The organism is Actinacidiphila sp. bgisy145, assembly GCF_057708125.1.
Map to the genome: position 1 here is coordinate 104,164 of NZ_JBYIRL010000014.1, position 14,502 is coordinate 118,665.

9 protein-coding genes and 2 CRISPR repeat arrays are annotated in these 14,502 nt (G+C 72.4%); of the genes, 4 read left to right on the forward strand and 5 right to left on the reverse strand.

Annotation, left to right across the window (positions count from 1 at the left end):
- Complete coding sequence (locus AC3ERT_RS15130) at positions 1–294, reverse strand: hypothetical protein (protein ID WP_435134799.1); 294 nt, start codon at positions 292–294, stop codon at positions 1–3.
- Positions 295–428: 134 nt separating this feature from the next.
- Between AC3ERT_RS15130 and AC3ERT_RS15135 the strand changes: the two genes are divergently transcribed.
- Entirely contained in the window at positions 429–3,089 is a 2,661-nt protein-coding gene (locus AC3ERT_RS15135) for an alpha-L-rhamnosidase-related protein (RefSeq protein WP_435174594.1), read from the forward strand.
- 87 nt (positions 3,090–3,176) lie between these two features.
- Here the strand turns inward: AC3ERT_RS15135 and AC3ERT_RS15140 are convergent, their stop codons facing one another.
- Entirely contained in the window at positions 3,177–6,566 is a 3,390-nt protein-coding gene (locus tag AC3ERT_RS15140) for a GH92 family glycosyl hydrolase (protein WP_435174596.1), read from the reverse strand.
- Positions 6,567–6,982: 416 nt separating this feature from the next.
- Between AC3ERT_RS15140 and AC3ERT_RS15145 the strand changes: the two genes are divergently transcribed.
- The gene (locus tag AC3ERT_RS15145) at positions 6,983–7,330 is read left to right on the forward strand and encodes a hypothetical protein (protein ID WP_435174597.1); all 348 of its coding nucleotides are present in this window, start codon (positions 6,983–6,985) and stop codon (positions 7,328–7,330) included.
- Between the two features lie 73 nt (positions 7,331–7,403).
- On the opposite strand, the gene AC3ERT_RS15150 is transcribed toward AC3ERT_RS15145, so the two are convergent.
- A complete protein-coding gene (locus tag AC3ERT_RS15150) occupies positions 7,404–8,321 on the reverse strand; it encodes an LLM class flavin-dependent oxidoreductase (protein ID WP_435174599.1) in 918 nt (305 codons plus the stop codon).
- A gap of 56 nt (positions 8,322–8,377) precedes the next feature.
- Between AC3ERT_RS15150 and AC3ERT_RS15155 the strand changes: the two genes are divergently transcribed.
- Positions 8,378–8,839: a MarR family winged helix-turn-helix transcriptional regulator gene (locus tag AC3ERT_RS15155; RefSeq protein ID WP_435174601.1), complete on the forward strand. Its 462-nt coding sequence runs from the start codon at positions 8,378–8,380 to the stop codon at positions 8,837–8,839.
- A 102-nt stretch (positions 8,840–8,941) separates the two neighbouring features.
- Here the strand turns inward: AC3ERT_RS15155 and AC3ERT_RS15160 are convergent, their stop codons facing one another.
- Positions 8,942–9,823 carry an NAD(P)H-binding protein gene (locus AC3ERT_RS15160; protein WP_435174603.1) on the reverse strand — a complete coding sequence of 294 codons (882 nt, stop codon included), beginning with the start codon at positions 9,821–9,823 and terminating at the stop codon, positions 8,942–8,944.
- A 79-nt stretch (positions 9,824–9,902) separates the two neighbouring features.
- Here AC3ERT_RS15160 and AC3ERT_RS15165 point away from each other — a divergent pair, with 79 nt between their 5' ends.
- Positions 9,903–10,520 (forward strand): TetR/AcrR family transcriptional regulator, encoded by a 618-nt coding sequence (locus tag AC3ERT_RS15165; RefSeq protein WP_435174605.1) that lies wholly within the window; start codon positions 9,903–9,905, stop codon positions 10,518–10,520.
- 55 nt (positions 10,521–10,575) lie between these two features.
- Positions 10,576–11,217: a CRISPR direct-repeat array (repeat unit 29 nt; unit sequence GGGACCAACCCCGCACGCGCGGGGAGCAC).
- A gap of 698 nt (positions 11,218–11,915) precedes the next feature.
- Positions 11,916–12,188: a CRISPR direct-repeat array (repeat unit 29 nt).
- A gap of 405 nt (positions 12,189–12,593) precedes the next feature.
- Here AC3ERT_RS15165 and AC3ERT_RS15170 read toward each other — a convergent pair.
- Positions 12,594–13,625 (reverse strand): PhlD, encoded by a 1,032-nt coding sequence (locus AC3ERT_RS15170; RefSeq protein WP_435174607.1) that lies wholly within the window; start codon positions 13,623–13,625, stop codon positions 12,594–12,596.
- Positions 13,626–14,502 lie beyond the last annotated feature (877 nt).

A 14,502-nucleotide genomic window follows, 5' to 3' on the forward strand; every position in this document is an offset into this window, starting at 1 on the left:
CTAGTAGCCCGGGACCGTGTAGGTGGGCACCGTCAGGCCGGAGCAGGAGGCGGGGGCGGTGCCGCCGGAGACGACGTCGGCCGTCAGCCCGGCGGGCACGGTCACCGGCACCGACTGGCCGGTGTCGCCGTAGGTGTTGGTGGTGGAGACCGCGATGCCGTCGAGGATGCGGCCCTCGGCCGTGGCGCGTTGGCGGTGCCGCAGTTCCAGTACGGCGCTCGGCATTTCGGCGGTGCTGGTGGCGAACGCCGTGAGCCGCAGGCCGTCGGCGTCGGCGATCCGCGGCCGGGTCACACGGACGAAGCACCCGGCCGCACCCGATTCGGCACCGCGCGAGATCTGGACGCCGTCCGCACCCGCTTGTAGCCTCAAGCCGCACTGCGTCATTGAATCGTTTCATATGACCAACCCCCGTCTGGAGCCGCCCCATGCCCCACTCCCCCGCCGACTCCCCCGCCGGCGAACCCCGCCCCCGCGGACCCCAGCGCCGCACCGTGATGAGAGCCGGACTCGGCGGCGCCGCCCTCGCAGCCGCCGGGCTCACCTTCGGCTCCGCCGGAACCGCCGCCGCCGACCCCGCCCGCACCGGCACGCAAGGCCCGGCGGCGCCCCAAAGCCCCGAAGCCGACTGGCACCGCTACCTCCAGGGCCCCACCGACCGCACCGTCCGCCCGGTGGGCATCCTGCGCAGCAGCGGCGCTGTCACCGACCCCGACGCGCTGCTCGCGCCCGGCGGCGGCAGCACCACGCTGAGCCGCCCGCAGCCCCCGCAGCCGCCGAGCTGGCCGGACGGCACCACCGCCACCGCCTCCTCCGCCCACGCCCCCAACAACGGCGACGACGGCCAGCCGCGCACCTACGACGCGGCCAACGCGATCGACGGCGACCCGGGCACCTTCTGGAACGACGACACCCTCGCGGCGTATCCGGACACCCTCACGGTCACCACGACCGCGCCCCTGTCGCTGCCGGGCATCACCCTGCTCTCCAACGCCGACGGCGTACCGAGCGACTTCACCGTGGAGACGTGGGACGGCGCCGCCTGGCAGCCGGCCGCCACCGTCAGCGGCAACACCCAGGTCCAGCGGGCCGTGCCCTTCGCCGCCACCGTATCCACCACCCAGGTGCGGATCAGCGTCACCGCCGACCAGAGCACGCCCCAGGGCGAGTTCACCCGGATCAACGAGGTCTATCCCGGCCTGCTGCCTGACAACGATGTCCCCCGCGTCGTGGTGGACTTCGGCAAGGTCGTGGTGGGCTACCCGCACATCAGGTTCAGCTCCGCGTCGGACAACTCCCCCGGCGTGCGGCTGGCGTTCTCCGAGACCGTCGAATACCTCACCGAGCGCAGCGACTTCACCCGGGCCGACCAGTCCGGGGTGGCCTCCCAAGGCACCGACCAGGTCGCGGTGCCGGCCGGCGGCGCGGACTGGAAGGACACCAAGGGCTACCAGAGCGGCGACCAGGTCTACGCCGACGGCCTGCACGGCTTCCGCTACCTCCAGATCAGCCTGGACGCCCTCGCCTCCGACGCCCCGGCCGCCCAGCCGTGGGGCGAGGTGTCCATCGACGAGGTGTGGCTGGAGTTCACCGCCTACCTGGGCACGCCCGAGTCGTACAGCGGCTGGTTCCTCAGCTCCGACGACGACCTCAACCGCTACTGGTACGGGGCCGCGTACACCAACGAGCTGGTCACCGACACCTTCCGGTCCGACGACATCGACCCGCGCGGCGCCGACAGCCCGTCCCTGGACGGCAAGTCGGTCCTCCAGGACGGCGCCAAGCGCGACCGGGACCCGTACGTCGGGGACCTCGCGGTCTCCGCCCGCACGCTGTACCTCACCCACGACGACGCGGCCGAGGCCGCCCGCAACGTGCTCGCCGACCTCGCCGACCACCAGCGCTCCGACGGCTGGATACCGCCCGCGTCGATCAACGGCTACACCCTCCCGCTCTTCGACTACCCGCTGTGGTGGGTCACTTGCAGCTGGGACTACGTCCTGCACACCGGCGACCGCGGCTACGCCACCGGCTACTACCCGCAGCTGACGAAGGTGCTCGACTCCTGGTACCCGTCGGTGACCGACGGGGACGGGCTGCTCAGTAAGGGCCTCAACGGCACATCCGGGTACGGCGACTACGCCTTCCTCGGCCGCTCCGGGCAGATCACGTACTACAACGCCAACTACGTCCAGGCGCTCAACGACGCCGCCTCGCTCGCCGGCTGGCTCGGCAACTCCGCCGACGCGGCGCGCTGGACGGCCCGCGCGGCCACCGTCGCCAACGCGGTCAACGCCCACCTGTGGGACGCGGCCGCCGGCGCCTACCTGGACTCCGCCACCGGCCCGGCCCGGCACGCCCAGGACGGCAACGCCATCGCGATCACCGCCGGGGTCGCCGACGCGAGCCGCGCCGCCTCCGCGCTGGCCCACCTGGACGCCACCACGGTGCTGCCCTACGGCAACGCGTTCATGGACAACGACACGATCTTCGACGGCGCCTCGCAGCGGGTCTACGCCTTCACCTCCTACCCGGAGCTGGTCGCGCGCTTCCGCACCGGCCGCGCGGACTCCGCGCTGGACCAGATCCGCCGCACCTACGGCTGGATGGACCGCCACGACCCGGGCATCACCAACTGGGAGGGCATCGGCCCGGACGGCTCGCTGTACGAGGGCGCCTACACGAGCATGGCGCACGGCTGGTCCACCGGCGTCGTCCCGGCGCTCACCAACGAACTGCTCGGCGCCCGGCCGACCGCTCCGGGCTTCACCACCTGGTCGGTACGGCCCCGGCCCGGCTCGGTGGCCTGGGCGCGCGGCCAACTGCCCACCCCGCACGGACCGTTGGGCGTGGACTGGCGCCACCCCGGCCAGGGTGCGTTCGCGCTGACACTGCGGGTGCCGGGCGGCACCCGGGGCAGCGTCGCGGTGCCCACCGACGGGAAGGCGGTCAGTGTGCGGGTGGACGGCAAGCTCGCCTGGAACGGGAAGAAGGCCAAGGCGTACGACGCCGCGGCCGAGGAGGGGTATGTGGTGCTCGACGGGCTGACCGCGGGCACCCGCACGGTGTCGGTCCGCCCGGCGGACTGATCCGGCGGACTGATCCGGCGGCGCGCGAACAGCCGCGGGCGGCCGCCCCGGGCAGGAGAGCCCGGGGACGGCCGGCCGCGGTGTGCGTTACGCCGTCGCCACCGCGAAGACGTGCATGTCGCCGCCCGAGGTGGTGGCCGGCAGCGTCACCGAGGCGAGCTGCTTGCCCGCCTGGAGCGCGATGGGCGCGGTCGCGAACACGTCCGTGCCCACCGGGTCGGTGGTGGGACTGCCCATCACGTCGCGGTAGGTGGTGTGCACCGCGGTGATGTTGCCGAAGGAGGGCTGGTCGCCGCCCCCGCCGAGGGTCCAGTCGCTGAAGCCGATGTCGGCCTGCTGGGTGGTGCCGTCGGTGTAGGTGAGGGTGGCGGTGCCGCTGGTCGGCCCGTCGTCCGCGCTGCCCAGCAGGCTGAGCCGGGTGGCGCCCGCCGACGTCTTGGAGACGTCCAGCACCTGGTCACCGCCGCCGACCTGGATGTTGTCCGGGGCGCCCGCGGTCACCTGCGGCCAGGTGAAGTCGAAGCCGTTCACGGAGACGGTGCTGCCGGGGGTGGCCCCGGCCGCGGCCAGTGCCTTCGCCGAGTAACTCCAGCCGCCGCCGTCGAAGTTGGCGGCCGGGTTGGTGTCGTCGGCGGAGATGCCGCGGTTGTTGACGTACCAGCTGATGCTGCCCTTGACCCCGACCGTCACCGACAGCCACGCCTTGGGGGCGGGGGTGCTGCCGGCCGCGGCGGTCGAGGAGGTCAGGGTGATCGGCACCTCGTAGACGCCGGACTTGGTGTCCTTGGCGACGGAGACCGACAGCTTCGCGCTGGCCGTGCCGCCTGCGGGCAGGCTGATCCGGCCGCTCGCCGGGCTGAGCGTGATCCCGTCGGGCGCGGACGCCGACCAGCGCACGTCCTGGCGGCTGTCCTGGATCGTCGAGAGGTTCAGCGTGCTGTCCGCCGACGTGCCGGGCTCGGCCTTGACCGCGTCGGGCGCGGTGCTGGCGAAGAACGGCGCCTCACCGTCGCGGAAGGACGGCGGCGCGTCCTTGGCGGCGCTGCCCCACTTGGTGTTCGGGGTGCTGCCCAGGGTGTAGTCCAGGGTGCCGCCGTGGGTGACGAAGGAGGCGGGCACCCAGGGCTGGTCGGAGCTCTTGCCGTTGGTGCGCAGGCTCTGGATGTAGACGTTCTTCGCCGAGGTCTGCGGCGCGTTGACCGTGATGGACTTGCCGTGGCCGGTGTGGATCACCGCGTGCGGGAAGACCGGCGCGGTGAGCACCAGGTCGGCGCGGCTGGGCACCTGCGGGTACATGCCGAGCGCGGAGAAGACGTACCAGGACGACATGGTGCCCGCGTCGTCGTTGCCGGGGATGCCGCCGGGGGTGTTGGTCCACAGCGTGTCGGTCTCGGCGCGGGTGGTCTCCTGCGTCTTGTACGGAGCGCCGAAGTAGTCGTACAGGTAGGCCGCGTTGATGTCGGGCTCGTTGGTCGGGTCGTTCTTCGTCGGGTCGTCGGCGGTGAAGTCGAAGCTGCCGTCGGCGTCGTGGAAGAAGGCGTCGAGGCGGTCGATGGCCGCCTTGTTCCCGCCCATCGCCTGGGCGAGGCCGGCGATGTCGGAGTAGACCATCCAGCTGTACTGCGCGCTGGTGCCCTCCACGAAGCCGTCACCGGTGGCGGGGCTGAAGTTGGTGCCGGCCCAGGAGCCGTCGGAGTTGCGGTTGCGCATCCAACCGCCCTGTGCGGTGGCGTTCGGGTCGAAGACGTTGCTCCAACTGCCGCTGCGCTGCGAGAACTTCTGCGCGTCGGAGCGGTCGCCGAGCTGGCCGGCCAGCTGCGAGATGCCGAAGTCGGCCGCGGCGTCCTCCAGCGTCTCGGCGGCGCCGCCCCAGCAGTGGCAGTTGTCGGCGGGCACGTAGCCGAGCGCCTGGTACTGGTCGAGCGCGGGGCGCTGGCCGACGCACTCGACGTTGCAGCCCGAGCTGTCGGAGTCGTTGGCGGTCGGCACCGTGGCAGCCTTGACGAGCGAGGCGAGGGCGCCCTTGGCGTCGAAGTCGGTGCCGCCGAAAGCGTAGATCCCGGCGAGCGCGGCGTCGGAGGGGTCGCCGGACATCACGCTGGTCTTGCCGTTCTCCAGCAGCCAGCGGTCCCACTCACCGCCGCGCTGCTGCGCGTAGTTGTACAGCGACTGGGCATAGTCGCTGCCGACCTTCGGCTGGAGCAGCGTCAACAGCTGCACCTGAGCGCGGTACTGGTCCCAGCCTGAGAAGGTGCCGTACTGCGCTTTTTGGCCCTTGGCGAGCCAGTGCACCTTGCGGTCGCCGCCCAGGTACTGGCCGTTGACGTCGTTGGTGAGCGTCGGCTCCAGCATCGAGTGGTAGAGCGCGGTGTAGAAGGTGCTGGTCTGATCGTCGCTGCCGCCGGAGACCTGGACCTTGCGCAGCGCGGTGTTCCAGGCTGCGACGGCCTGCGTGTGTACCGCGGCGAACGTCTTCTTCGGCGGGTTCTCCGCGCGCAGGTTCGCCTCGGCGTTGGCGGCGCTGACGTACGAGATCGCGACCTTGGCCTGCACGTGGGTGGTGCCCTTGGCGAAGGTGACGTAGGCGCCGGAGCCCTTGCCCGCGGCCGCGTTGCCGCTGGAGTTGTAGCCGGTGCCGCCCGAGGCCGAGGTGGAGCCGGGGTTCAGCGTCCCGTCGGTCCAAGTGCCGACCTTCGCGAACGGCTGGTCGAAGTGCGCGGTGAAGTACAGGGTGTACAGGTCGTGCCGGTTGTTCGCGCTCTGCGGGCCGCAGAAGTTGCCCGCGCTGACCGAGCCGGTGACGGTCTGCGTCGCCTCGTCCACGTGGACGTCGGCGGCGCTGCTGCCGCTCTCGGAGTTGGACGTGCGCAGCAGCATGCTGGCGGGCTTGTCCGCCGGGAAGCCGAACTCGCCGGTGCCGGTGCGCTCGGTGGTGGTCAGCTCGGCGCTGGCGCCGCTGTCCAGGCCGACCTTGTAGTAGCCGGGCGAGGCCGTCTCGTTGGCGTGGCTGAAGGTGCTCGCGTACGTGGCGTCCTTGGTGTCCGCGCTCGGCGAGGAGTCCACGTCGCCGACGTACGGCATGATCGGGATGTCGCCGTTCGCGCCGGAGCAGCCCACGCCGTTGAGGTGGGTGAGGCTGAAGCCGCGGATCTTCGTGGCGTCGTACCGGTAGCCGCCGGGGGCGGGCGTGGAGAACTGGTTGCCCGTCGAGTTCTGCGGGCTCCAGGCGAGCATGCCGAACGGGACCACCGAACCCGGGTACGTGTTGCCCGCGTTGGACGATCCGATCAGCGGGTTGACGGTGGCGGCCGGGTCGGCGGGCGCGCCCTTCGCCGCGGAGGTGTTCGCCGAGGCGGCGTTCGCGGTCCCGGCGCCGAGGCCGAGTCCGAGGAGTGCGGAGGCCGCGGCCAGCGCGCAGGCGGCTCTGCGCCTGCGGCGGCCTGCGACCGTCCGGTGCGGGGTTGAGTCGTGCACCAATCCTGCCCTTCGTGAAGTACGTGGCGTACGAGGCGTACAAGGTGATCGGCAGGGGAACGGCCGCTGCGCCCGGCTGGGCGGGCGACAGGGCCGAACCCGACAACGTTGTCAGGAGATTGACAGATGATGTTCCTCCGGGGGTTGGAGGGGTGTCAAGGAAGGGGGTGGGGGTGGGGTGGGCAAAGGGGGGCAAGTGGGGGGTTCGGGGGCGGGGTTGGGGACGGGGCCGGGGGTCTTCGGTGGGCGCCCGGGGTCTTCGGTGGGCACCCGGGGTTTTCGGTGGGCACCGGCCCTCTTTGACGGGCGACCGCCCTCCGCCGAAATCCCGTGGTCGGGGGGCGGGGCGCGCCGGTATCGTCCGGGAACCCGGGGGGGCGTTGCGGTGGCGGCCCGCTTACGGAGAGGGCGGTGGGGACGTGAACGGCGGGACGACGACCTTGTGGCGCCCCACCGGCCCGGAGGAGTTGGCGCTCGTCCGCGCGCTCGGGTGGCGGGCGTGGCCGCCGCGGCTGCCCGAGCAGCCGATCTTCTACCCGGTGCTCGACGAGGAGTACGCGATCCGGATCGCCCGGGACTGGAACGTGCCGCACAGCGGCGCCGGCTTCGTGACGCGCTTCGAGGTCTCCTCGGACTTCCTCACCCGCTACCCCGTACGGCAGGCCGGGGGCCGGACGATCCTCGAACTGTGGGTGCCGGCGGAGGAGTTGGACGAGTTCAACGCCCATATCGTGGGGCGGATCGAAGTGGTCCACACCTTCCGCTGACCGCGGGGGCCGCGGCCGGGTCGGGGGCGTCGGGAACGGGTGCGCGCCCTCGTGGGTTGCCGCGGAGATCCCGTCAGGCTCCCTCCTCATGGACAGGGGTGACGATCTCGTCGACGAGCCAGCGGGCGGCATGGTCCGGGTACGGGCGGGGCAGCGCGAGCACGACGTGCTGGATTCCAGCGGCCGCGAGCGCGTGGACGTGGGTGCGGGTGGCGGCGGGGTCGGCGTAGTCGACGATGATCTGCGCGGAGCGGGTGATCTCGGCGGGGTCGCGGCCGATCGCCTCGCAGTGCGCGTTCAGGACGCGGACGCGCTCGGCGATCCAGTCGGTGCCGTTGTGGGGCGGGCCGGGCACGTTCCAGATGTCGGCGTGTTCGGCGATGATGCGCAGCGTGCGGTTGCCCCATCCACCGAGCAGCAGCGGCGGGCCGCCGGGCCGGACCGGGCCGGGGCCGTTGCGGGTGGCGCGCAGCGTGGTGAAGGGCCCGTCGTGGTCGAAGACCTCCTCGGTCCACATCCGGCGCAGGATGGTGATCGTCTCGGTGAGCCGGGCCAGGCCCTCGCCGGGGCTCGGGAGCGGGAGGCCGTAGGCGGCGTACTCGGCGACGGCCGGGTTGGGGCCGTCGGGCTGTCGCGTGCCGCCGACGCCCAGGCCCATGATCAGGCGCCCACGGGAGATCACGTCCACGGTCGTGGCGATCTTTCCGAGGTGGGCCGGGGCGCGCAGCATGTTGCTGGTGACGAGAAGGCCGAGGCGGAGCCGGGTGGTCCGAGCGGCCAGTGCGGCCAGCAGCGTCCAACCTTCCAGGACGGCGCCGCCGGGCGGTCCGGCCAGCGGCATCAGGTGGTCCCACAGCCAGGCGTCGTCGAATGCGGGCAGTTCGTCGGCCTCCTCCCAGACGCGGAGGATGTCGTCGTAGGCCAAGTGCATGGGCGTCGTCTTGACTCCGAACCGGAGTCCGCGCTGGGGTGCGTCAAGAGGCATGACCATCACCTTAGTTAATCGTCAGTCTCGCTGACCATCAGCCCGGTGGTTAAGATGCCGGGATGGCGGAGAACGACGACGACGGAGCGGCGGTCGAGGAACTGCTCGGCATACGACTGGGCTACCTGCTCAAGCACGCGCAGCTTCGGCTGGCCGAGCGTGCCGGGCCCGCCCTGGCCCCGTTCGGACTGGACGCACGGGAGTTGGCGGTGCTCGCCTTGCTGGCAGCGGGCCACCCGCTGTCGCAAGTGGAGGCCGCGCGGCGGCTGGGCGTGGACCGCACGACGATGGTCGCGCTCGTCGACGTCCTGGAGGGCAAGGAGTTGGTGGAGCGGCGCCGCAGCAAGAAGGACCGCCGCCGCAACGTCGTCGAGTTGACGGAGCTGGGCAAGCGTGTGCTGGCCGATGCGGAAGACGCTCGCGAGTCGGCGGAACGCGAGTTCCTCGCCCCGCTCGGCGCGAAGGACGCGGCGCGGCTGGTCGAGGCGCTGCGGGTGCTGATCAGGACTCCGAACAGTCCCTGAGGGCCCTCATTCGGACAGAAGGCCGGCCCCGGCGGAGGTCGCGGACCCGTCCGCCGGCAACGGCGGACTGATGAGCCGACGGCGCGGCCGCGCTTCGGGGCGTCAGGGGCGGTCGCGGGTGAACGCGGGGGCGTGGTCGGCGGCCCACTGGCCGAACGTACGGGACGGCGTTCCGAGGAGGTCGGCCACCGTGGTGGTGACGTACGCGGGCGGACCGACTGCCGCGCGCCACGCGGCGAGCAGCATCTCGACGACGGGCGCGGGCGCCGTACCCTCCGACAGGCGCCGGAACTCGTCCGGCGTTATCTCCTCGAAGGTCAGGCGGCGCCCCAACGCCTCGCCGATGGCCTGTACTTGGGCGGCGTGGGTGAGTGCGTCGGGGCCGGTGAGGACGTAGTCGCCCCCGGCGTGCGCCTCGTGGCAGAGCGTACGGGCCACGACGTCCGCGACGTCGCGGTCGTCGACCGGCGCGGTCTCGGCGGCGGCGTACGGCCACCGTACGGTCTCGCCCGCCCGGAGCGCGGGCGCCCACCAGGCCAGCGCGTTCGAGGCGAGCATGCCCGGGCGGACGATGGTCGCGGACAGTCCCACAGCCGTGATGTGGCGCTCGATGTCGGCGTGCAACTCGGCCATGGGGTTGGGCTGTTGGAAGAACGGGTGCGGGGTGCGGTGCGGGGAGGAGAGGAAGACCACCCGCCGTACGCGGGCCGCCAGTTTCTCGACGACGGCGCCGACGGTCTGCGGTGAGGCGGTCCAGACGAGGAGGGCGGCGCCCGCGCCGTCCAACGCGGCGTCCAGCGAGGCCGGTTCGGTCAGGTCGCCGGTGAACACCTGGACCTGCGGCGGCAGTTGTTCCGCGGCTTCCGGTCGGCGTACGAGGGCGCGTACCGGCACGCGCGCAGCCAGGAGCCGGTCGACCACGGCGCGGCCGATCCGGCCGGTCGCGCCGGTCACGAGTACGGGGAGAGTGTCTGGCGTCTGCACCCGGCCATGAAACCGTTACCCGGTCACAAAAGCAACCCGTCCACAAACGCTACCCGGTCACAAATGCTACGGTGTGCGCGTGACCGACGAGCCGACGGGGCTGCGTGCCCGCAAGAAGGCCCGCACGCGCGACACCATCGCCGACGCGGCCATCTCCCTCTTCCTGGCGCACAGCTTCGACGCCGTGTCCGTCAACGACGTCGCCGCCGCGGCCGAGGTCTCCAAGCCGACCCTCTTCCGCTACTTCCCCACGAAGGAGGACCTCGTCCTCCACCGCTTCGCCGACCACCAGGGCGAGGCCGCCCGCGTCGTCCGCGACCGCGGCCCCGGGGTCTCCCCCGCCGCCGCCCTCCACGCCCACTTCCGCGCCGGCCTCGACCGCCGCGACCCCGTCACCGGCCTCAACGACCACCCGGCCGTCGTCGCCTTCCACCGCCTCGTCTTCGACACGCCCGCCCTCGCGGGCCGCCTCACCCGCTACCAACTCGACGACGAAGCGGCCCTGACCGACGCCCTCGGGGCCGACCTCGGCCCCGGTATCGGTGCTCACCTTCTCGCGGCCCAACTCCTCGCGACCCAGCGCGTCCTTGCGCGCACCACCTGGCACAAGATCGCGGCCGGCCGCACCGCGGACGACGTCCACCCCGAGGCTGTCGCCGACGCGACCCAGGGGTTCGCCCCCTTCTCCAACCCCTGAAGTGCCCGTCTCTTCGCGCAGAGCCGCGCTTCCGGGGTGCCGGGCACCCCACCCAGGAAGCAGCCCCGCGGGCGCGGGGAGCACGTGACCGTGAAGTTCACGGTGATCGTCGCCGCGGGACCACCCCCGCACGCGCGGGGAGCACTCGTGCGCTGACCCGGCGGTGGACGCGCGCTGGGGACCAACCCCGCATGCGCCGGGAGCACCGCGCAGGACAAGGCGTTCAAGAACTACGACCTGGGACCAACCCCGCACGCGCGGGGAGCACCCGGTCAACTGGGCCGGGGTCACTTCCATCCAGGGACCAACCCCGCACGCGCGGGGAGCACCGGCCGAGGCGGGCCGGGGCGAGGGGCACGACGGGACCAACCCCGCACGCGCGGGGAGCACCGGTGGTTCTCGACCAGTCGGGCCTTGGACGAGGGACCAACCCCGCACGCGCGGGGAGCACGACACCGGCCCGGTGTCCGCCTCCGTCTCGTGGGGACCAACCCCGCACGCGCGGGGAGCACGCCGACCCCAAGTCGATCAGAAACAGGCACGGGGGACCAACCCCGCACGCGCGGGGAGCACCCCGGGACGCCGGGTGACCGGTGGGAGACCGAGGGACCAACCCCGCACGCGCGGGGAGCACCTCGTGCTGCTCTGCCCGTACGCGACGTACAAAGGGACCAACCCCGCACGCGCGGGGATCACCCTTCGCGACCTGGCCCTTTACGCAGCCAGGACCGGCTTTCCCATCACTTCCAAAGTTTCGGACATTTCAGACCTCCTATGCAAGGGCTCTGCCGAACGCCCAGCAACGAGTGAACCATGTGGGCCGCTACCAACCGCTCGGAAACAAGAGCCGGTCACTGCATCTGCTGGCCAAGGCATCTTGGCACGGTACGGGCCCACCGCTACCGGCTTTCGCGAGCCACGCACCGCACCCCCAACGTCCGGTCCTGACAACCGGTGCCGCCGCGCAGGCCAGCCCCTATCGGCTGACGTCCCAAGCCCCGCGAATGGCATACCCCTACTTCCAACCCGAGTGCCCCCGCACAGCCCTCCGCACGAACGAGTCGCCATCGACCCACACCCCCACCCCAACAGAACTGGCTCCCCCACAACGCCCGCGAAGCCGCCGCCCCGCCCCAGCGGCCCCTCAATCCGCCGCTTCCGAGCAGCCCGATCGCCTCGCCGTCGGTCCACCCCGCCTCACTGGCACCCGATATCAGGTCTTCCCTGCTGACGGCGGCGCACCTATGCCACCTCAACCCGCCCCACCCAAACCCCTCCATCCACCCGACCGCCGCAACGCCTGCACGATGAAGCCGAACTCCCCCATTCCCCCGGCGGGCCTCCCCGCATGCGCGGGGAGCACGCCATAACCGCCTTCGCTGTCTCCAGGCCGTGGGGGCCAACCCCGCGTGCGCGGGGAACACGGCGCGAGGGCGCGGTCCAGGGATGTCACGGGGGGACCAGCCCCGCGTGCGCGGGGAGCACCCGAGGCCGGGAGGGCGGGTCACCGTGGCGTTCGGACCAACCCCGCGTGCGCGGGGAGCACACGCGGTAACGGTCGTGGTGGTCCTGCACTGAAGGACCAGCCCCGCGTGCGCGGGGAGCACCGGTCCCGATCGCTGCCGCCATTCCGAAGGCCGGGACCAGCCCCGCGTGCGCGGGGAGCACACTTTGTGACCTGGGCCTTTACGACGCCAGGACCGGGTTTTCCGTCACTTCCGCACATTCCGGCATTCCGGACACCCACGCGCGGCGGCTCCGCCGAATGTACCGGAGACGGGTGCACCACGGTGGCCCGGCATCAGACCGCCCGAGACCGAGAACACGCGGACCCACCCACCGGCCGGGGGCCGTGGAGACGTACGAGCAAGCGTTGTCGGTGCCCGAGCAGCCCGCACCGCACGCCACACGTACGACCCTGACGGCCGACGCGCCGTCGTACAGGCCCAGCCACCGTCACGCACCGCCGACCGCTGTCGAAGCCCCCACCGAAGCGCCCCCACTCCCACCCGGCCACGACCGCGCCCGCACTCAACTCCCGTACGGTCCGCCCCGCCCCATACGAAATGCGCGTCAGTCGTGGTCCTGCCAGGTCCCGGTGAGAGCCGAGGCGAAGAAGCCCGGGCCGAACGCGGCCACCAGACCGCGGGCGCCGTGCGGGGGCGGGGCTTCGTGGATACGGCGCAGGACATCCAGGACGGCCGGCCCGCCGGTGTTGCCGTGTTCGCGCAGGCTGTCCCAGGAGTACCGCAGGTCTACCGGGACCGGCAGGCCGTAGGCCACGGAATCGATGATCTTCGGCCCTCCGGGGTGGGCCGCGACCCACTGGGGCACCCCGGACTCCTTGAGCCAGTCGACCAGGGGCGGCATGCACTCGGCGACCGCGGTCACAGCCGCGGACGTGGAGTCGAAATGCTGGCCCACGCGGTCCCGCACCGTCATCCAGTAGTACCGGGCGCTGTCGGGCAACAGGTGCGACCAGGTGCGCTCTACCCGCAGTCCCGGCCCGCGCCATTCTGCGGTGACGACGGCCGCGGCCCCGCTGTCGCCGAACAGCGCGCGGTACATCGCCGCGACCGTGCCGGGCTCGGCGGGCCGGTACGAGGTGGTGAGCGACTCCGCGACGACGACCAGGACGCGCCGGTCGGGCTGCGCGGCGACGAGGTCCGCGGCCAGCGCCAGGCTCCACGCGCCGCCGGTGCATCCCACCTGCGTGACGGGGATGTGCAGCGCGTCCGGCCGCAGGCCCAGGGTGGCGGCGAGGTGCACCCCGAGGCCGGGCATGGCGATGCCGCTGGAGTGGACGGCGATCACGGCGTCGATCTCGTCGGCGTCCAGGCGCGCGGCGTGGAGCGCGGCGGCCGCGGCCTGCGCGCCGAGGTGGTTGACGGCGGTCACCGTCGCGGCGTTCCGGGCCTCGACGCCCTCGGGCTCGGCGAGTTCGGCGAGGGTACGACTCGTGTACCGGTGCTCGACGCCGAGGTTCCGCACGATGCGGAGTACGGCGCCGCTCGCCCCGTACCGCTCCAGATCCGCGATCACGGCGGATGTGGGGACCCGGTGCTCGGGCAGGGCCACCGCTGGGCGGCTCACATGTACAGCCATATCGGCTCCTCGGGCGCCATTCCGGGCGTTCCGTACGACGGCAGCCTCCCACCTCGAGCCGATCGATGTACGTCGGGTGCCCCCGTTTCCTCCGAAGGAGGGGCGCCCGGGTGTCCGCCTCTTTTCCCTGAGCACGTCGTGGGCGAGGCGCCACGTGTTCGCGGTGCCGTGGGGAAAGTTCGGGTGGAGGCCGGCCATCAGCACGTCCTCCACCCGGGAGGCGCCCCCACTCGTCGCCATGCCCCGAACTCGCGCACGTACCGCTGGATGCGGCAATCGCGGAGCCCGCATCGGCACGCGGGACCGGCCCGGCACACGCGGGGGTCACCGGATCTACGGGTCCGGCCAGATCGAGGCACTCGGAACAGCCCCGCACGCGCGGGGAGCACATGCCGAAGGTGAAGACCTTGTTCATGGCGTCGGGCCCAACCCCGCACACGCGGGGAGCACACCACACCCGACGTGGTGGTCCGTCGCGACCCGGGACCATCCCCGCACGCGCGGGGAGCACGTGACCAGATGGAGAGCGGGCACCACGATGTCGGGACCAACCCCGCACGCGCGGGGAGCGCTTGAGCGCGGCCGTCGAGGCGAAGTTCGCGACGGGACCAACCCCGCACACGCGGGGAGCACGTCCGCAGCGCCCACACGTCCTCGTACGGGTCGGGACCAACCCCGCACGCGCGGGGAGCACGTGCGGTAGCGCGCCTCCCAGGAGCCGAGGCAGGGACCAACCCCGCACGCGCGGGGAGCACAACTCGTGGCAGTGCTGCGAGTGCGGCTCGTGGGGACCATCCCCGCACGCGCGGGGAGCACCCGAAGTTCGGCGCGCACTCCAGAGTCTGGGAGGGACCAGCCCCGCACGCGCGGGGAGCGC

What these genes read in the sequence shown, in the direction of transcription:
- AC3ERT_RS15135 (WP_435174594.1), top strand. Translation starts at nt 429, where the DNA reads ATGCCCCACTCCCCCGCCGACTCCCCCGCCGGCGAACCCCGCCCCCGC.
- AC3ERT_RS15150 (WP_435174599.1), bottom strand. Translation starts at nt 8,321, where the DNA reads ATGGTCATGCCTCTTGACGCACCCCAGCGCGGACTCCGGTTCGGAGTC.
- AC3ERT_RS15155 (WP_435174601.1), top strand. Translation starts at nt 8,378, where the DNA reads ATGGCGGAGAACGACGACGACGGAGCGGCGGTCGAGGAACTGCTCGGC.
- AC3ERT_RS15170 (WP_435174607.1), bottom strand. Translation starts at nt 13,625, where the DNA reads ATGGCTGTACATGTGAGCCGCCCAGCGGTGGCCCTGCCCGAGCACCGG.